Genomic DNA, 20762 nt, shown 5'->3' on the forward strand with positions numbered 1-20762 from the left:
CATAAAAGTGAATAAATGAAGGAGGTGACCATCCGCTTATCAAGCGGATTTACCTATGGAACAATTGCCAGATGATTTGCTAGTGGAAGCATATCTGAAAGCCGTATCCCTTCGTCTTAATGAAGACTTTATTCAATTAATTGAATCTGAACTTGAGCGCCGTTCACTTCATGTCCGTCTTCCTTTGACAAACAGAATGTCATCTTGAATTCATTGGAAAAAGCAGCCGTTTTTTGTTAAACGGCTGCTTTTTTATGAACTCTGCTCATTTTCAATTCCCTGATAAATTCGAATGTATTCCCTTGGGAGAAAGGGTTCAGGCCTGGCATCAGTCATTGGAGTCTCCGCTTGAAAAATCTCATACTCATTTTCATTGCTCTCCGGGGGCATACTAGGAAATGGCCGGGAGGTGTACGAATTTAATGCAAAGGCAAGACTGAAAAGAGAAACAAAGATTGCAATTGAAACACCAGCTTTTCTTTTCATATTGAAAAATTCCTTCCACCAAAACTATTTTAGCGTTAGGTTCGCCTTTTTCGACACTTTTTATACGTCTTGAGAATAGGGAGGATAAGGAAGAAATAAGACAATCAGTTTCCATACTTTACTTTCACAAAACCTTCAATTTAAAAAAATTTAAGCTTGGAACAGCGTATTTCTTCCTATATATAAATCCTGTAAACCCGAAAGGAGTCGCAATGCACCAAGGGTGCAACAACAAAAATTTTAGGTTATAATTTGACATAGCTTTGCAATTGTTCGGTCTATTGGAGCAAAGAACACCTAGTTCATTTCACCCGAGGAATTGAAGTTCTCTTATGCAGGAAGCTGATTTTCTACAGTTAGCGCATTGTTTCGCCTGCATAATTTTACATTTTTTTGCATTTTTCATTAAAAAATAAAGGAGGTTTTTTTGTTCATGACTCTGCTTCACTGGGCTGTCTTATCACCATTCTTGCTAGCTATACTCATTCCATTCTTATATAGATATGCAAGAGCTGTTCATACCGGCTGGTTTGTTATGATTCTTCCAGCTGTATTATTTATCTACTTTTTAACCTTTCTTCCTGTTACCTCTGGAGGAAGTGTAGTAGAACAAACTGTTCCGTGGGTTCCTTCCCTTGGAATCAATTTTACGGTTTATGTTGATGGATTGAGCTTACTATTTGCTCTCCTGATTTCGGGTATTGGTGCTTTGGTTGTTCTTTATTCCATTTTCTATTTATCAAAGAAAACCGAACGATTAAATAATTTTTATGTGTACCTTCTTATGTTTATGGGGGCAATGTTTGGAGTAGTCCTCTCAGACAATTTAATTGTGCTTTATGTATTCTGGGAGTTGACAAGTCTTGCTTCTGCTCTGTTAATCAGCTACTGGTACCATAGAGAAAAGTCTACATACGGTGCCCAAAAGTCTATGCTGATTACAGTATTTGGCGGATTTGCAATGCTTGGGGGCTTTATCCTGCTTTATGTTATGACTGGAACCTTCAGCATACGCGGGATTATTGAACAAGTGGATGTAGTGGCAGCAAGTCCTCTATTTCTGCCGGCTATGCTGCTGGTACTTCTTGGTGCGTTCACCAAATCAGCTCAGTTCCCGTTTCACATCTGGCTTCCAGATGCTATGGAAGCTCCAACACCGGTCAGTGCGTATCTGCATTCAGCCACGATGGTTAAAGCAGGTATATATTTAGTTGCCCGCTTAACACCTGTGTTTGGCGGATCGGCTGAGTGGTTCTGGATACTGTCCGGCTTTGGTATTGTGACCTTGGTGTGGGGATCTATTTCTGCGGTCCGGCAAAAGGATTTAAAAGGAATTTTAGCCTTTTCCACGGTCAGTCAGCTTGGATTGATTATGACACTTCTTGGTCTGGGTTCTGCTTCTCTTGCTTTTGGTTTCGGAGAAGATACTATGCTTTACAGTGCTGCTACACTCGCTGCCATCTTTCATTTAATTAACCATGCAACCTTTAAAGGAAGTTTGTTTATGGCTGCGGGGATTGTGGACCACGAAACAGGTACAAGGGATATAAGAAAGCTGGGCGGTCTGATGTCTATTATGCCGATTACTTTCACTGTTTCCTTAATCGGTACGGCTGCAATGGCTGGTCTGCCTCCATTTAATGGATTCCTCAGTAAAGAGATGTTCTTTACCGGAGTTTTAAATGCGATGTCTTTTGAAGGCTTCAATATGCAGACCTTGGGACTCTTGTTCCCTGTCTTTGCCTGGATCGCCAGTGTATTTACCTTCTTGTACTGTTTGATTATGTTCTTTAAGACCTTTACAGGTGACTTTAAGCCTGAAAACTATGACAAGCATGTACATGAAGCTCCTGCCGGTATGCTGATCAGTCCGGTGGTCCTTGCGTCCCTTGTCATTATTTTCGGTCTGTTTCCAAATCTACTAGCGTACTCAGTTATCGAACCGGCGATGGCTTCAATTTTGCCAAACCTTCTGGCTGAGGGAGAAACGTTTTATGTAAATATCTATCATTGGCATGGATTTAATACTGAGTTATTTATGACGCTAGGTGTTGTGGCGTTTGGCTCCCTTCTTTACGTGAACATGAACAAATGGTCCGCCATGAAAGTCTATATGAAAGAAAGAGACCCTCTTAACGGTTTATATGATAATTCATTGGACTGGTTAATTGTCGGTTCTCAAGGTGTGACTCGTGTTCAAATGACTGGGCTGCTGAGAGACTACTTTGCCTATATGCTAGCGTTTATGATGCTTTTGTTTATTTACAGCTTCATGAGATATGATGCTTTTGCTATTGACCTGGAAAACGTAGCACCGATTTCATGGTATATGTGGATCCTTACAGGAATTTTTATTGCGACAACCGTCGTGATTCCATTTATAAACAAACGAATCACAGCCATTATTGTCGTAGGCGTTATCGGATTTTTACTGGCTCTATTCTTTGTTATATTCCGGGCACCGGACTTAGCACTCACACAGCTTCTTGTGGAAACTGTGATGGTTGTTCTGTTCCTTCTCGTCTTTTATCACCTGCCTGAACTTAGAAAAGAATCGTTCAAGCCGGCGTTCAAGGTTACTAATGCGATCATCGCCGTAACAGTTGGTACTGTCGTCACACTTATTGCCTTCAGTGCCCATGCGATGCGCCATCAAAATGGTTTTGAAGCGATCTCCCAATTCTTCATTGATAACTCCTATGAGCTCGCAGGCGGTCTGAATATGGTTAACGTTATACTTGTTGACTTCCGTGGTCTCGATACGTTACTGGAAGTACTCGTTCTCGCCGTTGCTGCACTAGGTGTTATCACAATGATTAAACTTAAAATGACGGGGAGGGAAGATGTGTGAAGACAAATAACGTAATGCTTCATACTGTTACGAAAATTGCTGCCTTTATCATTCTTACCTTCTCTGTGTTTCTCTTTTTTGCAGGACACAATAATCCAGGAGGCGGTTTTATTGGAGGCTTAATGACTGCCTCTGCCCTCCTGCTTTTATACGTAAGCTATGATATTAAAAGTATCCGGAAAGCTATTCCGTTTAACTATGTTCATATTATTGCAGCCGGCCTGCTGATTGCCATCGTAACCGGTATTGTCGGTATGTTTATAGGAGATCCTTTTCTCACCCAGTACTTTGATTATTTTGACCTTCCAATACTGGGGGAGACAGAATTAACTACCGCCCTTCCATTTGATTTAGGTATCTATATGGTCGTTGTCGGTATTGCACTTGTCATTATTTTAACGATTGGAGAGGATACTTAATGGAAATTTTAATGTCCATCACTGTGGGTGTCCTCTTCATGGTTGGCACTTACATGATTTTAACGAAGAGTATATTACGTGTTGTACTCGGTATTGTCCTGATGTCCCATGGAGCCCACCTTCTGCTTCTTACAATGTCTGGTTTAAAAGAAGGGGCTCCGCCATTATTAGGAGAAGAAGCTACCTACTATTCTGACCCGCTTCCTCAAGCTTTAATTCTGACTGCCATTGTAATCAGCTTTGGTGTTACGGCTTTCTTACTGGTTTTGGCATACAGGACATACAAAGCTCACAAAACGGATGATCTTGATAAATTGAGGGGTACTGCCGATGAATAGTTTAGTCTTATTACCAGTTCTGCTCCCTTTTCTAATGGGGACCATTCTCATATTCTTTGTCAAAAAGCATAAGGTTCAACGAGTCATCAGCGGATTAACTGCCATTGCCCTTCTGGCCATTACCATTGCTCTTGCGATTGTCGTTTATCAAGATGGCATCATGACGATGGAGATGGGTAACTGGCAGCCTCCGTTTGGTATCGTTCTTGTAGCTGATATGTTTGCTACTATGATGCTGATTTTATCAAGTATCGTTGGTATTACGTGTCTGTTCTTTGCCTTTAGAACCATAGCTACTGAACGAGAAAAATATTATTTTTACCCGTTTTACTTCTTCCTTTTAACAGGGGTAAACGGCTCCTTCTTAACGGGTGACCTGTTTAACTTGTTTGTATTCTTTGAGGTTATGCTCATTTCTTCCTTCATTCTGATTGTTATAGGGGGAACAAACTACCAGCTCAGGGAATCCTTTAAGTACGTCGCTATAAATATCTTTGCTTCCATCTTCTTTGTAGTCGGAGTGGCATATATCTATGCGGTAACAGGAACTCTGAACTTTGCTCACCTTGCTGAAAGAGTAGGTGAAGTTGAACAGCAAGGGATTATTAATACCATTGCTATTCTCTTTTTGGTTGTGTTTGCTATGAAGGGTGCTCTATTTCCCCTTTATTTCTGGCTCCCACGCTCATACTACGGGCCTCCTGCAGCTATTGCAGCCTTATTTGGCGGTTTACTTACAAAGGTTGGTATTTATGCGATAATTAGAGTGTTCACCTTAATTTTCACTCATGATCCAACCTTTACACACAACATTATTCTTGCATTAGCAGGGTTGACCATGTTCTTTGGAGTCCTTGGAGCCGTATCCCAATTTGACTTTAAACGGATTCTTTCCTATCACATTATCAGTCAGGTTGGATACATGGTTATGGGGTTAGGAATTTACACACCATTAGCGATTGCAGGGGCAATCTATTATATTGCCCACCATATTATCGTTAAAGCTGCTCTGTTCTTATTTGCAGGTGCTGCCGAGAAAATAACTGGGACAACCAATTTAAAGAAAATGGGAGGGCTCCTCGGAACTCACCCGTGGCTTGCATGGCTGTTTTTTATCTCAGCTATCTCACTAGCCGGTATTCCACCTTTAAGCGGGTTTTTCAGTAAATTTGCTTTGATGGTCGCCGGTTTTGAAGAACAGCGTTATATTATAGTGGCTGTTGCCTTAATTGTTGGGCTCCTGACACTATTTTCAATGATGAAAATCTTTATTTATGCGTTCTGGGGAGAACAAAAACATTCAGAGGAACAAGCTAAAATCAAAATTACGGATGTCTTGCTCCCTATCGCTCCATTAGTCGCTCTAACTATCATTTTAGGATTTGCCGCTGAGCCTATCTTTAGCTATTCACTAGAAATTGCTGAGGAACTATTGGACCCATCGGTTTATATTAATTCAGTTCTAGGGGAGGAGTAGAAGGTATGGCATTTCAAGTTTTATTAAACGTCATTCTTGCCATCATATGGGTTCTGCTGCAAAACAGCTTTACTCTTATCGATTTTTTCCTTGGCTATATTGTCGGGATTTTCATTCTCTTGCTGCTGCGCGGTGTAGTCCCCTTTGACTTCTATATCCGGCGGGTTTACGCAGCCTTTAAGCTTATATTGTTGTTTAGTAAAGAATTAATTTTAGCCAACATTGATATGATCAAAATTGTGCTTAGCCCGAAGATGAATATCGAACCAGGTATTGTTGCTGTTCCTACTGAACTTGAGTCAGAGTGGGAAGTTACACTGCTCGCTTCTCTCATTTCTTTAACACCTGGTACATTATCAATGGATTTTTCAGAAGATAGTAAGATCCTTTACATTCATAGTGTTCATGTACCTGACAGAGAAGAAGCGATCAAACAAATTCACGATACCTTCGAAAGAGCAATTAAGGAGGTAACCCACTAATGTTAGATATCATCTTGCTCGTTTCACTTGTGATTATGGCTATTTCCCTAGGGGTATGTTTCCTGCGTGCGGTAATGGGTCCGACAATGTCAGACCGTGTCGTTGCATTAGACACATTTGGTCTAATGTTAATCGGCTTTATTGGGGTCTTAATGATGATGCAGGGTACGTCTGCATATGCTGAGGTGGTGCTGGTCATTGGGATCCTTGCCTTCATTGGGTCAGTAGCCCTGGCTAAGTTCCTGGAAGGAGGTGTCGTCATTGACAGAGGTACTGATTAGTATATTCGTCCTCATTGGAGCTTTTTTCAGCCTCCTTGCGGCCATAGGGATTATACGGATGCCTGATGTTTATGGACGGCTCCACGCGGCAACGAAAAGCGCTACACTAGGGGTTATCTCTCTTATGACAGGCACCTTTTTATACTTTCTGCTTGTTGAAGGCCTATTTGTAGCCAAATTCCTATTAGTTATTTTGTTCGTCTTCCTGACTGCTCCGTTAGCGGCCCAAATGATTTCCCGCTCTGCACATCGTATTGGGGTTTCCTTATGGGAAAAGAGCTCAATGGATGAACTTGAAGACAGCTATCCTGAAGAAGTAAAGAAAAAAAGAAAACAGCAGACTTCCTGAAAACCAGCTGGGATTGGCTCAAGCCTATCCCAGTTTTTTTCTTTCCTCTACTCATCAGTAGAATGATTTACACTCCTTGGTTAGCAGTCCCCTCTTTTACTTTTCCCAGTTAAAACATAGATGTATGTATCCTTCGAGCATCCTTCTTGTTTCATATTTTGCCTATGCCCTCTTGTTATTTCAGACCGTAACGTTCAGAAAAAAAACAGGCTACATTACAGAAAACAAAATAACGAATGGAATAGCCCATTTTAGATGCTAGAGCTTTCTGCTTTCACCACACTGGTTCGGCGGAACCCTTACTTTCACTGCATTTTTTTATAAAAATAAAAATTCGACATAATTCTGTTACTAAAACCTCCAATATTTGGTTATAATAGATTCCAAATACCATCAATTTTCTCGTTTTTCCCTGCAAACACTTGACATGACAGGGTTTTTAAGAGTAAATTTGTAATGTACAAGCTCTATATAATTAGGAATGAAAGGGAGTTTTTTCATGAACAAAACAGATTTGATTAATGCGGTAGCTGAACAAGCAGACCTTTCTAAAAAGGATGCTTCTAAAGCAGTAGATGCAGTATTCGACAGCATTACTGATACTTTGAAACAAGGCGACAAAGTTCAGCTTGTTGGCTTCGGAAGCTTTGAAGTACGTGAGCGCGCTTCCCGTAAAGGCCGCAACCCGCAAACTGGAGAAGAAATTGAAATCCCGGCTACGAAAAACCCTGCATTCCGCCCAGGAAAGCAGCTTAAAGACAGCGTAAACTAAGATAATAATTGAACTTGAAAAGACCCTCTCAGGATTTTCCTTTGGAGGGTCTTTTTCATCATTCCCCTGCAGCCTCTCGACAAAATAAAAAGAGGAGAGCCTTTGCACTCTTCCTCCTTTACAACTAATGATTAAGATTTACCTGAATTTTTCTGGTGTCTGTAAAACTCCTGAAACAACTTAAACAGCGCCCGTTTTTCAATACGAGAAACATAGCTTCTTGAAATGCCAAGCTCCTTGGCAATCTCTCTTTGTGTTCTTTCTTTTTGCATATCCAAACCAAATCGTCCTATAACCACTTCTCTTTCTCTTTTATCAAGGGTATCCAAATATGCAAGGACTTGTTTTTTTTCCATTTTTAATTGGATAGCATCTGCGATATCGGGCCCCTCTTCCTGTAAAACGTCGATGAGAGAAATCTCATTTCCTTCTTTGTCGCTTCCAATCGGATCGTGAAGAGATACATCTTTTTTTACCTTTTTTAATGCACGTAAATGCATGAGGATTTCGTTTTCTACACACCTGGCTGCATAGGTTGCTAATTTTGTCCCTTTATCAGGGGAATAGCTTTCTATGCCTTTTATCAGGCCGATAGTACCTATGGAAATTAGATCTTCTGTATCTTCCCTGGTATTTTCAAATTTCTTTACAATATGAGCAACTAGGCGCAAGTTATGTTCAATTAGGATATTCCGAGCATGCTGGTCGCCTTCCTGCATCCTTTGAAGGTATTCTTTTTCTTCTTTTTTTGAAAGAGGCTGAGGGAAAGCATTATTTTTTACATAAGAAACAAAAAGAAGAATCTCTTTCATTGCATAAGCGAGAGCTGCAAGTACACCGGACAAACGCCGCACCTCCTCTTGCATGCATTTAATACAATGTATGCAAACATAAGCGTGGCTTTGTCTGTCCCAGTCCTTTTCCTTCAGAAAATACAACAGCTACTCTTTGTCAGGCTCTTCCGCCTCCCCTGCCAGTTGCGATTCGCTCATTTCTTTAATTACCTTTTTTTCCTCTTCTGTCAGCGGTCTTCCTAATCGCTCTTCAAATTCTTTCTTTATGGTGTAATACAACAACGATAAACTAGACAAATGATCACCTTATCAATACATTATTCAACTACCTAATCCTAAACTCCCTTAATATTACCAAAAAAGGAAATGAGATAGTATGAAATTGTGTATTTTTTAAAAGTTTTTGATATAAAACTAATCCACCATTGCTTTTCTTTGATGTTTAAGATCAAGTTTCGCTATAATGATGGAATAGACTTTATGACAACATTCAGGAGTGAACAAAATGGAGATAACAATCAGCCAGCCGGCACTCAAATGGTTTGAAGAAGAAATGGAGCTTAAACAAGGAGATTCGATCAGGTTTTTTGTCAGGTACGGAGGACATGCTCATATACACACAGGATTTTCTCTTGGGGTGGGAAAAGAAGCTCCCTTTGAGCCTGCAGCATCTCTAGAGAAAAATCATTACCTGTTTTATGTTGAAGAAAAAGATATGTGGTTTTTTAAAGATCATAACCTTCAAGTAAAATACAGCCGTAAGGCGGGCGAAATTGAATTTGAATTTCCTCCTCGATCCTGACGACAGTGCAAAGATGGCACTGTCTTTTTTATCAAATTATCACGAGCCTATTATTTTATTATCTTCCCAGCCACTTCCTGCTATCTTCATTACTGATCAAACAATTACACCTGACCTAAGAAAACAGTAAACCTAAATTCGAAAAAAAACTGCTTGCCATACAGTTGGCAAGCAGCATCAAGGGGAGAGAGTAGTGTTCGGAGAGTGTTCATGAACCCAATGGCCACATTCAACTCTATTCATATACCCGCTTGGGTGGGAACGGGTCTACTATATGAGCAGGAGAGCATCACGTACGTAGAATGAAAACGATAAGTTGAATGGCCTTGAATCACCCTGTATTAGTAGTGTAATTGAAGAAGCTGAATTGTACATTGTTTATGGAAGATCTTCTTACAGGAAAATTAAAATCTCCTTAGAAAGCTTCAGGGTTTGTATCTTGTATAGGATCACTTGAGTTTGGAAAGCTATAGTACAAATACTGAATTGCTTTTTCTTCGTGTACACATACATGCTTTATTGGAAGGTATTATTTGGATGGTAATTTAAACTATTCTTACTGTTTGAGTTTTTTTAAAACATTTACTATACTTGATAGCACAAAGGCCAAATTAACATGTAATGATAGATTGCTAAACAGTACACTAATGTCCTCGTTTTGCAGTCATGCCCAGAAGAACATATTCCAGGTAATACATACGGTTTTTGCTTATCTCAGCGGAGCCAATAGAAAAGGGGGAAAATATATGGGACTAAATAAAAGACCTATTACAGCTGACGATTTAAAAAGAATTTCAGTAGTTGGAGACCCGCAGATTTCTCCAGACGGTGAAAGGTATGCTTATGTCCAAACTCACATTGATGAAAATGAGGAATACCGCTCTCATTTGTACATTCATACCTTAGGAGATGACATTCCTGTTCAATGGACATTCGGCAAAGTGAAGGATCAGTCACCAAGATGGTCTCCGGATGGCTCAGAAATGGTGTTCTCGTCTAATCGAAGCGGCACTTCCCAGCTATGGATCATGTCAACAAGCGGCGGAGAAGCCAGACAGCTCACCACTTTAAAAAATGGAGCTCATTCCCCTGTCTGGTCACCTAATGGCCGTTATATTCTCTTTTCCACTCTCATGGATCCAGACGGCGTTCCTGAAGAAGAAACAAAAGAAGACGGCAGCAAAAAGCAAAAGCCTAAACCGCTTGTTGTCGAAAGATTAAAGTATAAATCCGACATGCGTGGATTCCATGACGAAAAGCGAAATCACCTTGCCTTGTATGATCTGAAGGCCCAGAAAGTTATTCAGTTGACCTCAGGACAGTTTGACCATACTCCTGGCAGCTGGTCACCTGACAGCAAGCACGTAGTGTTTACGGCAAACAGGGAAACAGATGAGGACAGGACCTTACATCAAGATCTGTTTACGATAGATATTGAAAGCAGAGAAGTAACAAAGCTAACTGATACAACTGGTGCATTTTCTCTCCCAAACTGGTCTCCTGATGGCCAAAAAATTGCTTGTTTTGGTCATCAATATGAATTCAAAGGAGCTACACTAAACCAAGTCTGGATTATTGACGTAGATACAAAAGAAAAAACTTGCATGACGCTGAAATGGGACGTTCAAATTGGCGATGCGATGATTGGCGACATTCGTTCCAACAGCCCCAATCCAGGGCCGGTTTGGTCTCTTGAACAAGAATATATTTACTTTACTGCCAGTGACCACGGCAATACAGGATTGTATCAAATGGACATGGAAGGCGAAATAACAACTATTCATGAAGAAGAAAATCATGTTTTTGGATTTACTTATCACAGAAACACAGACAGATTTATCGCTGGCATCAGTGACCCTTCCAACCCAGGAGACTTCTTTAAGATCCGGAGAAACGAAAGAGGAAAAATCCGCCTTACTGACGTCAACGAGAAATTTTTAAGAGAGGTCCATCTTTCCATACCAGAACCCGTTACCACAAAAGCTGAGGACGGCTGGGAAATCCATGGCTGGATCATGAAGCCTGCTGATTTTGAGGATGGCAAAAAGTACCCTCTTGTGTTAGAAATACATGGTGGTCCTCATGCCATGTACGGAAATACGTTTTTCCATGAGCTCCAGTTGTTGGCTGCTCAGGGATACGTTGTACTTTATACAAACCCACGAGGAAGTCACGGATATGGGCAAACGTTTGTAAATGCCTGCCGGGGAGACTATGGAGGCAGAGATTATACTGATCTAATGAGTGCCGTGGATCACGTGCTAGAAAATTTCGACTGTATTGATCAAGAACGACTAGGTGTCACTGGCGGAAGTTATGGAGGGTTTATGACGAATTGGATCGTCAGCCACACTGATCGTTTTAAAGCTGCCGTTACCCAGCGCTCTATTTCAAATTGGCTTAGCTTCTATGGAGTAAGTGATATTGGTTATTTCTTCACAGAATGGGAAATTGGATATCATTTGTTTGATGATCCTGAAAAGCTGTGGCACCATTCTCCTCTCCGTTATGTAAAAAACGTCAACACACCTCTTTTAATTTTGCATGGAGAGCAGGATTACCGTTGTCCAATTGAACAAGGTGAACAGCTATTTATCGCTTTGAAGCATTTAGAAAAAGAAGTGAAATTCGTCCGCTTTCCAGAAGCAAATCATGAGTTAAGCCGCAGCGGTCCTCCAACATTGCGGCTGGAGCGCTTAAATCACATTTGCAAGTGGTTTAAACAATATATCTAAAAATGAGAAAAAGAGGGGGGGTTCCCCTCTTTTTCTCATTCTATCCTTAATACGGTCTATACTTTTTTTCCGTTGCAGATGTGTCTTTTGTTTTATCCTTTTTGCGATGGTCTTCCTCTTCAATTTTTTGTTCTTCAAGAGGAAGTTCATCTACAGGCATTGTTGACTGGTCACGTTCCATCTGCTTGTCCTTATCTTCTCGAAAAACCTTAGCATCACTCTCAGAAGCAGCTTTTTTATTTTGTTCTGCCACTGAAATCACCTCACTATTTTTATAGGATCACTTTTTACACTCATACCACTTACGTCGTTTTTCAAACATCCTGGTAAATAATATCTGCTTGTATTGCAAGATAAATTTTTAATAGAAAGAATATGATAAGGGGGAGGAGCCTCATTTGAATAAAAACATGGAAACTATAAAAAAGAATCTTTTAGGAAGAAAGCAAGGTGTAATTGGGGAAAAAACATCCTCAAAATTCAGTGTAGTTATTCCTCTTATTCAAAAAGATGGAGAACTCCACATTCTTTTTGAAGTAAGATCTCCCTATTTAAATAGCCAGCCAGGAGAAATATGTTTTCCCGGAGGAAGAGTAGACCCCGAAGACCCATCGGAACAATACGCTGCGGTTAGAGAGCTTTGTGAAGAAGTCGGGCTAGAGGAAAAGGATGTAGAGATCATCGCCCCGCTCGATCGTTTTGTACCGCCGTTTAACCGAATCATCTATCCATATGTTGGCTTAATTGGAGAAAGTGCTAATCTTTCAGCCAATGAAGCAGAAGTAGCAGAACTGTTTACTGTCCCACTTCATTTTTTTCAAAAAAACGAACCAGAAAAACATGAAGTATTTCTCCAAGTTAAGCCTGGGGATAGTTTTCCTTATCACTTAATACCAGGCGGTGAAAATTATTCTTGGCGTGTCGGCAGTATCCCAGAGTATTTTTATATATATGAAAGCTACGTCATCTGGGGACTGACAGCAAGAATTCTGATGCATTTTCTTGAGGAGGCATCTCTTTTAGTGGATTGATATTTTTCAATCACCTTTACCTCTGTTCCTTTTAAGGAGTTGCAGCCTATTAACCGCAGTAACCGTAGGCACTTTCCTTCTTCTTAACAAAAAACAAGCAAGATCCTTATTCAGGGACCTTGCTTGTTTGTTTATAAATTCGAATCTTTTTCTTCCCAGCATTTCATGCTTATTCTATGAAGAACCATTGCAGCGCCACATAACGTAAATACTGTTAGGATCGTAATTTGCGGATACTCAGTGAATCCCGTGTTAGTATCTGGAAGAAAAAAACCTATTGTAATAAAAGCAGCAAGAGACAGCAATATGAAACTAAACCTCTTGTAATCCCCGGCTTTTGCCTCTATCTGCTCTTGAGAGTTTTCGGCTGATTTTCTGTCTATCTTTCTGTTGTCCATTATCCATGCACCCTCTTCTTTAATATGCATTCCTACATATTTTAACATGGACAAGTAGTCAGTGAGTGAATAATTTTTGCCAAATTCGTAAATAATTCCCTTAATCTTTTTGTACTAAACCTTTTTATTGTATTTCTTTTACGATTTTCATTACTAGATTAGCTGAATGCACGGATGCTTTCTCAAGAAATTGATCATATGACATCTTTGCATCCTTGCCTGCGACATCACTTAAAGAGCGGATAATCACAAATGGAACCTCAAATTGGTGGCATACATGGGCTATTGCTCCTGCCTCCATTTCAGCGCATTGGGGTTCCTTGAATGTTTCTTTTAACAAAGCTACTCTTTCTTCTTCACTCATAAATGAATCACCTGAGACAATTAAACCAGTAACCGATGGAATGCCGATTCCCTGGGCACATCGCTGAGCCGCTTGAACCAGGCGGGTGTCTGGAGAAAACTCGGCAGGCATTCTAGGAACCTGGCCAAACTCATAGCCAAAAACTGTCGCATCAACATCGTTATAGCGAACTTCACTTGAAATAACAAGGTCTCCAGTCTGCAGAGCGGGATCGAGCCCTCCGGCTGACCCTGTATTAATGACAGCCTCCGGTTTGTAAAGCTGCAGGAGAAGAGTAGTTCCTATAGCAGCATTTACTTTTCCGATACCGGACTTAAGAAGTACCACATCCTGGCCCTCGAGTCTTCCATGATAGAAGAGCGCTCCTCCCACTGATGTCTCTTCTACGTCATCCATCTTACTACGTAATAGTTCTACCTCTTCTTCCATAGCACCTATAACAGCAATTCTCATTATGTAACCTCACAATCGAAATTATTATATTTTCTTCACAAGTTATGAATACTATTTTATAATACAAAAGCAGCTGCGAAAAGAGCAAGTAAAGGAGGAGTAACTGTTGAACCTGAACCTACAACCTATACACGACAAGGTAGAATTTTTTGAAGCCGAAAGCTTAAAAAAACTGGAGGAAAAAATCTCTTCACAAATTGAGACCAATGACGCCATCATGCTGGAGGTTCATCATGTTGGACACCATGTCTCTATTCATCCGAAAACATCTCAGCCATATTATACAGCAGTCGTTCATTTTAAGGCTAAAACAAGCAAATAAAAAGGTAATTGAAAAGAGAATCTTTCTCTCATTTTTTTTTAAGCAGGCTTCTTATTCTGTTCCCTAAGTTTTACCTCAGGGCTCAAGTGAGATGGTCCTTTGTGGTGAATAAAGGCCTGCATGGACATCTAAATTATAGGCTTTGTTACATCTGTTGTTGTAAAACGCTTCCTAACACAGGAAAGTACAAGTGCGACATCCATTCATGCCTCGCTTCATTTCCATTCACGGGGTGTCTTCTAGGCCTGGGAGATGGCCTCAGCTTCCTTGAGACAACCACTTTGCTGGATCTTTGCCTCTGCTATTTCCGATTATTTATAAACAGAGCCGCATATTAAAAACAGGCTGTTGAGAGATTGCGCTCAACAGCCTGTTTTTCCCCTTTACAGGGTTTATTTAATTAATTGGTGTAAGGGTTGCCGTCTAGTACTTCTACGTTTACCGGCTTCCACCCTTCCCCTTCAATGAATTCGATCGTTACACGGTAAGGCTGATGCCTTTCCTCATAGAGTCCGACAGTACCCACAGCCGTAGTAGCATTTCCGCCGTTTTCTAGTCGCCAAATTGTCATGTCGTCACGACTGATTCCTGTTGCATATTCCATAGCCATTTCCATTTCATTCCAATTTTGACTTCCACTGCTGAAATTATGGGTAAATGATCCAGACTGCTCTGTTCCGATGGGCTCCCAGTCACCTTCATTTTCTGGAATCTGAGGTCCATCGTTTTCACTTCCTTCTTCATCAGAATCTTCCCGTGCTTCCTCTTCTTCTCTTTCATCAGCTGCGTCATCTCCGTCAGAATCCGCTTCTTCTTCCTCTTCTTCTCTCGCTTCCTCGTTTTCTTCTATAGCCTCATCATTTTCCTCTTCTTCGTATGCTACTGTGTCTGCTTCTTCTGGAACAGCATGCTCTTCAACTTCATTCTCTTCCATTGTATCCTCGTTCAAGTTCTCATCTGCTTCCTCTTCGGTTGCTACGTCATCTGCAGGGTCTGGAGAATCCTGCTCAGCCACCTGTTCATTTCCCCCAAAGAATAGAGTACCCCCAAAGAAAAGGACTAGAGCTGCCACAATTCCGATAGCCGTGTTAAGAATTCTGTTCATTTTCCTTCTTTTCCGCAATTCAAAACGTGTGTCCTCGCCAAATCCTCTATTATTATTATTCATTTCACTTATCACCTGCACTATTTCTATTTGATATCTTGATAAGCCGTGAATTTGCCTGACTCTTAATACCCTGTATATATCATAAAAGATTTTGTTAGAAGAATCGAGTGGTTTTCGACCTTTTTTTCATTCTTTGACACATTTTGATAAAGAAAAAGAGAGCGACTCAAAAGTCAGACTTTTTGAGCCGCTCTCTTTCATTCATTAACTTACTTCAATAATTTCAACCTCTAGTTCACCGCCAGGTGTGTTAACCATGACTTTGTCACCGACTTTGCGTCCTAACAGGCTTTGTGCCATTGGAGAGGAATTGGAAATTTTACCTTCTAAAGGATCAGACTCAGCACTTCCGACAATTGTATATACTTCCTCATCTCCGTCAGGGAGTTCTTTGAATTTAACTGACTTCCCAAGCGCCACTTCTGAATTGTTGGAAGCATCTTCTTCAATTATTTCAGCATTTTTCAGCATCTTTTCAATTTGTGCAATTCTTCCTTCCACGAAGGCTTGCTCATCTTTTGCTGAATCATACTCTGAGTTCTCGGAAAGGTCGCCAAAGCTTCTAGCTACTTTAATCCGTTCAACCACTTCTTGGCGGCGCTCTGTTTTAAGAAACTCTAATTCCTCTTCCAGCTTTTTTCTTCCCTCTTCCGTCATATAATGCTTTTGATCTTCAACCATATCTTTCACTCCTCTTTAGCGCTTTACATCTTATCTAGGTAGTTATAAGAAATAACATATTTGGGATTAATTATCAGCGCCTTGCCCTTCCACAAGGAAAACACAATCCACTTGAAATCTCCGCCTATACAATAAGATAAGAAGAAAAGCAAGGTTACCCTCGCTTCTCTGAAAACCCTTTAAAATATTATTTCTGCCATATATCATACGCAGAAACAAGCATAATTACAATTATTTTTTTAATTAATTCTCTGATTAACCAATTTTTTCTTTTTTGGACTATGCCTGACTTTTATCCTTCCTCATCATATTGTAGGGATTCACAGGCTTATCCACTTTAAAAGAGACCGTTTGAAGAGGATGGCGGGCTGCATCAATGCTTTCTCCATCTTCATCATAAAGTTCTGTAACCACTTGGGAAAATGGCTCAATATCCGGTCCGAAGAATTCAACAATATCTCCCGGCTTAAAATAGTTTCGCTGCTGGAGAGTCACCATTTGATCCTCTTCATTATATGAAAGAACTAAACCAGCAAAATCAAAGGTAGTTTTCTTAGAATTTCCTCCCCACAATTGTTCTTTGTAAGATGGGGTATTTTCAAAGAAAGCAGGAGCTGTATCTCTATTTGCACACTTATCAAGCTCCCTCAGCCACTCTTTGTTAATCCTAAAGTTATCGGGATCAGCACAGTATGCATCGATTACTTTTCGATACACGGAAGCCACAGTAGCCACGTAATGTATAGATTTCATTCGTCCTTCCACTTTCAAACTGTCAATTCCCGCTTCAATCACTTTCGGGATGGATTGGATGAGATTTAAATCTTTCGGGCTCATTGTAAAGTTTGCGTCATCTTCTGCAAACAAAGGATTCTCAATTCGTCCTTCCCCATCTGCTCCTTCTTCATACAAATCGTAATTCCAACGACAGGACTGACAGCATCCTCCACGGTTGGAATCACGAGCCGTCATATGATTGCTCAATACACACCGTCCTGAATAAGAAATACACATGGCTCCATGAACGAAGGCTTCCACTTCAATGTCTACATGTTTCTTTATTTCAAGCATTTCTTCCATGCCTACTTCTCTTGCCAGAACCACTCGTTCAAGCCCTTGCTCTTTCCAAAACTTCACAGCAAGCCAGTTAGCTAATGACTGCTGGGTTGACAAATGAACCTCAAGTTTTGGAGCTGCCCGGCGGCATGTCTCAATAATTAAGGGATCAGCTACAATAATGCCCGTAACCTCAACCTCTTCCAGGTCTTTCAAATATTCCTCCAGCCCATCCATATTTTCATTGTGAGCGTAAATATTTGTGGTCACATAAACCTTAGCCCCGTACTTTTTAGCAAATTGTACACCCTCGCGCATCTCTTCTTTCGAAAAGTTATCCGCGTTTGAGCGCAGGCCGAATTCCTGTCCGCCAATATATACAGCATCTGCTCCGTAATGAACCGCTATCTTTAATTTTTCGAGATTTCCGGCCGGAAGCAAAAGTTCAGGCTTTTTTGTAATAACCCGTTTTCCTGCTTTGCGTTCTGCAATAGCTTCCATCATTTTTCCTCCTTTAATATACCGTTTCTTTAAAGAAGAAGCCGGTATCTAAACTGCGGTGCTCAGGCTGCAACGCCTCTGCCGCTTTAAGAAAATCTTCTCGTTTCTCATTATATTCATCCGGAGAATTTCTATAGAGATCAATGGCTTCTCTGTACAAGGCTGTAACGTTTCTAATGTACTCAGCATCTTTAAGAATTCCATCTATTTTAAAACTGTCAACTCCAGCATCAAGCATTTCATCGAGCTCATCAATGATACACATATCGTTTGGACTCATGATATGGGTCCCATTACTGTCTTCAAAAATAGGATATTTCGCATCTCGTTCAGGGTCATACAAGAACATACCCCGGTCCTTGCTCCTGCGCTCTACTTTTAAGCTTTTCCCCTGGTATTCCATATAATTGCCGACTAACCGTCGTTTTGACTGGAACATGGCAGTCATTCCATGGACCTGGACTTCTATTTCCACGTTTGCATTTTCTTTTGTTTCGACGACGGCATCCAAATTAATCTCTCTAGCAAGGACTGCACGCTTTGCTCCTTTTTCTCCCCAGTAGTTGGCTGTAAACCAGTTGGTTGCTGTCGTTTCAGTGTTCCAATGAAGAGGAAGATCTGGAGCCGCTTCTCTGGCTGCCATCAGGACTGCCGGGTCTCCAAATACGACAGCATCTCCTTTGATCTCTTTCACATAACGTAAATAATCAAACAGGTCGTTAACCTGGTCATTATGAAAAATGGCATTCATAGCTACATAAGCTTTGATTCCTGCTGTATGAGCTGCTTCCACTGCCTTCTTTAATTCACCTCTGTCAAATTCTCCTGCTAAACGCAGACCATATGCCTCCTCGCCAATCAGGACTGCGTCCGCACCAGCCTCAGCAAGGGGGGCAATATCCTCAACTGACAATGGAGTCACAAGTAATTCAGGTCCTTTATCCATTATCATCACCAGCTTTCCTTTCTTGTGGTTACTGCAATTCCATCACCAACGGGAAGAATTGCTGTAGTATATTCAGGATGATTTAATAACCATTCGTTGTATTCTTTTACTTTACGTACCATCGTCTTCATTCTTTTCGGGCTCTGCTCAGGATCAGTCACGTACCCTTTAAAAAGAACATTGTCTGTAATAATTATCCCGTGATTATTTAGAAGCGGGGTATACATAGTAAAAAAGTTCTTATACTGGCCTTTGGCAGCATCAATAAATAATACATCATATGGAGCCATTTCTTCAAGCTTTTTACGTTCTTCTAATGCATCACCATACACAAGGGTAATCCTATCCTCTGCTCCGCTGCGAGCGATAAATTCAACTGCCTGGTTATATCTTTTCTCATCACGCTCGATGGTTGTTACAGTTAATCCCTTGACCCCTTTTGCCATACGCAAAGCAGAATATCCAATAGCCGTTCCAATCTCCAAAACTTTACTTGCATTATGCACTCTCAAAATCTGCAGTACTGCTTCAAGGGAGATGGTGTCAATTATAGGGACATTCTCCTGTCTCGCTGTCATTTCCATCTCCTTTAAGAGATCTTTCTGCTCAGGGTACAATGAGAGTAAATATGCTTCTATGGTTTCACCGTTCATTACTGTCTCCTTTACACTTTCTTATCTTGCGTCATTTTACCATAGAATATCTTTAATTTCTAAGCGCCGCACCATTTTCCTTGCAGAGAAGAGATGAAAGGGTGACAGCATAAAAAAGGCTGCCCTGTCTGGACAGCCTGCAGAAATTACTCTGCTTCTTCTTCCTGATCTCCTCCGCCTTCTACCCATTCATGACGATACTCCTGATGCACCCGATTATGCTCTTCATAGGTCTCATTATAAATAACTTCTCCATTATACCGGGCATAGAAATATAAATAGCTGCTATCTTCAGGATTTAGCACAGCTTCTATAGAGTCCCGGCCAGGACTTGCAATCGGGCTTGGAGGCAGTCCTCCGTACATGTACGTATTATATGGTGAATCCTCGGCGGTGTGGTCAAAGGTTGTCATATATTGGTGCTCTCCAAGGGCATAAGATACCGTAGGGTCTACCTGCAATCGCATGTCTTCATCTAATCTATTAAACAAGACGCCAGCAATTAATGGCCGGTCTTCATCCTGCTGTGCTTCTCTTTCCACTATGGAAGAAAGAGTGAGCAATTCATGAATGGTCAAATTAGTATCTGCCATTTGCTCTTCATAATCACCAAGGACATCCTCAGTTCTATCCAACATTAATTCAACAACTTCTTCGATTGAAGGGTCTTCTTCATAGAAATCATACCTTGATGGAAAGAAGTATCCCTCAAAGGCATAACGAATTTCCTCATCCAAAATATCATCAGTTAAAATATCATAACGGTCAATCAATCCTTCTACGTACTCTTGATCCTGTATCACATCCATAATGTCCTCTACCTCATGGGGAGTATACTCAGCAACCGTCTCTACAATGGACTCAAGCCAATATCCCTCTGGTATAGTAAAAATGATTTCTGGTTCTTCATCTATACGGCCTTCTTTAAGCTCTTCAATAATCTCGTCAAGATCCATAGCTCTTGAAAGCTCATATTCACCAGCCTGAAAGCCTCCTTCGTTTTGATAGCGGACATAGTAGCGGAAAAAGGTTCCATTTTGAATGATATTTTCTTCTTCTAATATTTCTCCAATCTGTGCTGTCGAAGAACCGATAGGTATTTCGACAATTTGTCCTTCCGCTTCTTCCTCCTGGGGGCCAATAGCAGATTGTACATACATGTACCCCCCTGCGAGTATTCCTGCTATAGCAATTACAATAACAAGCAGGGAAATCATTACAATTTTCCGTATAATTCTGGCTTGTTTCGCTCTTTTCGTCATTGATTTTTCTACTTCTTCTTTGTCAATATCCCGCACTCTCTTCCCCTCCCCGTACTATTATATAATATTAGTCAAATTTCGCTAAAGTCGGAGCCTTTGTTATGTATGAATAAAAAAGCCTTTCTGCTTTATGCAGAAAGG

Annotated in this window: 26 protein-coding genes; 14 read left to right on the plus strand and 12 right to left on the minus strand. The window is 40.7% G+C overall.

The features are described from left to right. Positions 1 to 55 precede the first annotated feature (55 nt). Complete coding sequence (gene sda / locus ACFPU1_RS11680) at positions 56 to 208, plus strand: sporulation histidine kinase inhibitor Sda (protein ID WP_083465275.1); 153 nt, start codon at positions 56 to 58, stop codon at positions 206 to 208. 44 nt (positions 209 to 252) lie between these two features. Here sda and ACFPU1_RS11685 read toward each other — a convergent pair whose 3' ends face one another. After that, positions 253 to 486, minus strand: coding sequence for a hypothetical protein (locus tag ACFPU1_RS11685; protein WP_385941320.1), 234 nt, complete (start codon positions 484 to 486; stop codon positions 253 to 255). 433 nt (positions 487 to 919) lie between these two features. Here ACFPU1_RS11685 and ACFPU1_RS11690 point away from each other — a divergent pair, with 433 nt between their 5' ends. From ACFPU1_RS11690 to ACFPU1_RS11725, 8 genes are all read left to right on the plus strand, one after another. Further along, positions 920 to 3337, plus strand: coding sequence for a Na+/H+ antiporter subunit A (locus ACFPU1_RS11690; protein WP_385941323.1), 2418 nt, complete (start codon positions 920 to 922; stop codon positions 3335 to 3337). Further along, entirely contained in the window at positions 3334 to 3756 is a 423-nt protein-coding gene (locus ACFPU1_RS11695; protein WP_385941326.1) for a Na(+)/H(+) antiporter subunit B, read from the plus strand. The genes ACFPU1_RS11690 and ACFPU1_RS11695 overlap by 4 nt, the downstream gene beginning before the upstream one ends. Continuing rightward, positions 3756 to 4094 carry a Na(+)/H(+) antiporter subunit C gene (locus tag ACFPU1_RS11700; protein WP_054635510.1) on the plus strand — a complete coding sequence of 113 codons (339 nt, stop codon included), beginning with the start codon at positions 3756 to 3758 and terminating at the stop codon, positions 4092 to 4094. The genes ACFPU1_RS11695 and ACFPU1_RS11700 overlap by 1 nt, the downstream gene beginning before the upstream one ends. Then, a complete protein-coding gene (locus tag ACFPU1_RS11705; protein WP_054635511.1) occupies positions 4087 to 5571 on the plus strand; it encodes a Na+/H+ antiporter subunit D in 1485 nt (494 codons plus the stop codon). Before ACFPU1_RS11700 ends, ACFPU1_RS11705 begins: the two co-directional genes overlap by 8 nt. Before the next feature lie 5 nt (positions 5572 to 5576). Next, the gene (locus ACFPU1_RS11710; protein WP_385941330.1) at positions 5577 to 6053 is read left to right on the plus strand and encodes a Na+/H+ antiporter subunit E; all 477 of its coding nucleotides are present in this window, start codon (positions 5577 to 5579) and stop codon (positions 6051 to 6053) included. After that, positions 6053 to 6334, plus strand: coding sequence for a Na(+)/H(+) antiporter subunit F1 (locus tag ACFPU1_RS11715; RefSeq protein ID WP_054635512.1), 282 nt, complete (start codon positions 6053 to 6055; stop codon positions 6332 to 6334). The genes ACFPU1_RS11710 and ACFPU1_RS11715 overlap by 1 nt, the downstream gene beginning before the upstream one ends. Then, complete coding sequence (gene mnhG / locus ACFPU1_RS11720; protein WP_054635513.1) at positions 6315 to 6683, plus strand: monovalent cation/H(+) antiporter subunit G; 369 nt, start codon at positions 6315 to 6317, stop codon at positions 6681 to 6683. The genes ACFPU1_RS11715 and mnhG overlap by 20 nt, the downstream gene beginning before the upstream one ends. A gap of 499 nt (positions 6684 to 7182) precedes the next feature. Further along, positions 7183 to 7455, plus strand: coding sequence for an HU family DNA-binding protein (locus ACFPU1_RS11725; RefSeq protein ID WP_054635514.1), 273 nt, complete (start codon positions 7183 to 7185; stop codon positions 7453 to 7455). Between the two features lie 131 nt (positions 7456 to 7586). Here ACFPU1_RS11725 and sigK read toward each other — a convergent pair whose 3' ends face one another. After that, a complete protein-coding gene (gene sigK, locus ACFPU1_RS11730) occupies positions 7587 to 8300 on the minus strand; it encodes an RNA polymerase sporulation sigma factor SigK (protein WP_100398268.1) in 714 nt (237 codons plus the stop codon). A gap of 96 nt (positions 8301 to 8396) precedes the next feature. Next, the gene (locus ACFPU1_RS11735; RefSeq protein ID WP_385941336.1) at positions 8397 to 8546 is read right to left on the minus strand and encodes a hypothetical protein; all 150 of its coding nucleotides are present in this window, start codon (positions 8544 to 8546) and stop codon (positions 8397 to 8399) included. Between the two features lie 208 nt (positions 8547 to 8754). Here ACFPU1_RS11735 and ACFPU1_RS11740 point away from each other — a divergent pair, with 208 nt between their 5' ends. From ACFPU1_RS11740 to ACFPU1_RS11750, 3 genes are all read left to right on the plus strand, one after another. Next, positions 8755 to 9051: a HesB/YadR/YfhF family protein gene (locus ACFPU1_RS11740; RefSeq protein ID WP_054635515.1), complete on the plus strand. Its 297-nt coding sequence runs from the start codon at positions 8755 to 8757 to the stop codon at positions 9049 to 9051. After that, complete coding sequence (locus tag ACFPU1_RS11745) at positions 9023 to 9181, plus strand: hypothetical protein (RefSeq protein WP_385941339.1); 159 nt, start codon at positions 9023 to 9025, stop codon at positions 9179 to 9181. The genes ACFPU1_RS11740 and ACFPU1_RS11745 overlap by 29 nt, the downstream gene beginning before the upstream one ends. Positions 9182 to 9797: 616 nt before the next feature. Beyond that, a complete protein-coding gene (locus tag ACFPU1_RS11750) occupies positions 9798 to 11786 on the plus strand; it encodes a S9 family peptidase (RefSeq protein WP_385941342.1) in 1989 nt (662 codons plus the stop codon). A 46-nt stretch (positions 11787 to 11832) separates the two neighbouring features. Here the strand turns inward: ACFPU1_RS11750 and ACFPU1_RS11755 are convergent, their stop codons facing one another. Continuing rightward, the gene (locus ACFPU1_RS11755) at positions 11833 to 12039 is read right to left on the minus strand and encodes a hypothetical protein (protein ID WP_232725404.1); all 207 of its coding nucleotides are present in this window, start codon (positions 12037 to 12039) and stop codon (positions 11833 to 11835) included. A gap of 145 nt (positions 12040 to 12184) precedes the next feature. Between ACFPU1_RS11755 and ACFPU1_RS11760 the strand changes: the two genes are divergently transcribed. Next, on the plus strand, positions 12185 to 12817 hold the full coding sequence (locus tag ACFPU1_RS11760; RefSeq protein ID WP_385941345.1) for an NUDIX hydrolase: 633 nt from the start codon (positions 12185 to 12187) through the stop codon (positions 12815 to 12817). 131 nt (positions 12818 to 12948) lie between these two features. Here the strand turns inward: ACFPU1_RS11760 and ACFPU1_RS11765 are convergent, their stop codons facing one another. Both ACFPU1_RS11765 and mtnN read right to left on the minus strand, forming a co-directional pair. Next, a complete protein-coding gene (locus ACFPU1_RS11765; RefSeq protein WP_385941348.1) occupies positions 12949 to 13215 on the minus strand; it encodes a YrhC family protein in 267 nt (88 codons plus the stop codon). A 124-nt stretch (positions 13216 to 13339) separates the two neighbouring features. After that, positions 13340 to 14032, minus strand: a complete 693-nt coding sequence (mtnN, locus tag ACFPU1_RS11770) for a 5'-methylthioadenosine/S-adenosylhomocysteine nucleosidase (protein WP_385941351.1) — start codon at positions 14030 to 14032, stop codon at positions 13340 to 13342. A gap of 106 nt (positions 14033 to 14138) precedes the next feature. On the opposite strand from mtnN, the gene ACFPU1_RS11775 reads away from it, so the two are divergent. Continuing rightward, on the plus strand, positions 14139 to 14354 hold the full coding sequence (locus tag ACFPU1_RS11775; RefSeq protein ID WP_054635519.1) for a DUF2536 family protein: 216 nt from the start codon (positions 14139 to 14141) through the stop codon (positions 14352 to 14354). A gap of 400 nt (positions 14355 to 14754) precedes the next feature. Here the strand turns inward: ACFPU1_RS11775 and ACFPU1_RS11780 are convergent, their stop codons facing one another. The 6 genes from ACFPU1_RS11780 to mltG all read right to left on the minus strand — a co-directional run bounded on the left by ACFPU1_RS11780 (position 14755) and on the right by mltG (position 20657). Further along, a complete protein-coding gene (locus ACFPU1_RS11780) occupies positions 14755 to 15522 on the minus strand; it encodes a YrrS family protein (protein ID WP_385941355.1) in 768 nt (255 codons plus the stop codon). 204 nt (positions 15523 to 15726) lie between these two features. Beyond that, complete coding sequence (gene greA, locus ACFPU1_RS11785) at positions 15727 to 16203, minus strand: transcription elongation factor GreA (RefSeq protein WP_054635521.1); 477 nt, start codon at positions 16201 to 16203, stop codon at positions 15727 to 15729. Between the two features lie 279 nt (positions 16204 to 16482). Continuing rightward, positions 16483 to 17760, minus strand: a complete 1278-nt coding sequence (locus tag ACFPU1_RS11790; RefSeq protein ID WP_054635522.1) for a peptidase U32 family protein — start codon at positions 17758 to 17760, stop codon at positions 16483 to 16485. Positions 17761 to 17773: 13 nt separating this feature from the next. After that, positions 17774 to 18712 carry a peptidase U32 family protein gene (locus ACFPU1_RS11795; RefSeq protein WP_385941359.1) on the minus strand — a complete coding sequence of 313 codons (939 nt, stop codon included), beginning with the start codon at positions 18710 to 18712 and terminating at the stop codon, positions 17774 to 17776. Beyond that, positions 18712 to 19359 (minus strand): O-methyltransferase, encoded by a 648-nt coding sequence (locus ACFPU1_RS11800; RefSeq protein WP_385941362.1) that lies wholly within the window; start codon positions 19357 to 19359, stop codon positions 18712 to 18714. The genes ACFPU1_RS11795 and ACFPU1_RS11800 overlap by 1 nt, the downstream gene beginning before the upstream one ends. A 146-nt stretch (positions 19360 to 19505) precedes the next feature. Further along, positions 19506 to 20657 (minus strand): endolytic transglycosylase MltG, encoded by a 1152-nt coding sequence (gene mltG / locus ACFPU1_RS11805; protein ID WP_385941365.1) that lies wholly within the window; start codon positions 20655 to 20657, stop codon positions 19506 to 19508. Positions 20658 to 20762 lie beyond the last annotated feature (105 nt).

The sequence above is a fragment of the Thalassorhabdus alkalitolerans genome, from assembly GCF_042656525.1.
GTDB lineage: Bacteria > Bacillota > Bacilli > Bacillales > Marinococcaceae > Thalassorhabdus > Thalassorhabdus alkalitolerans.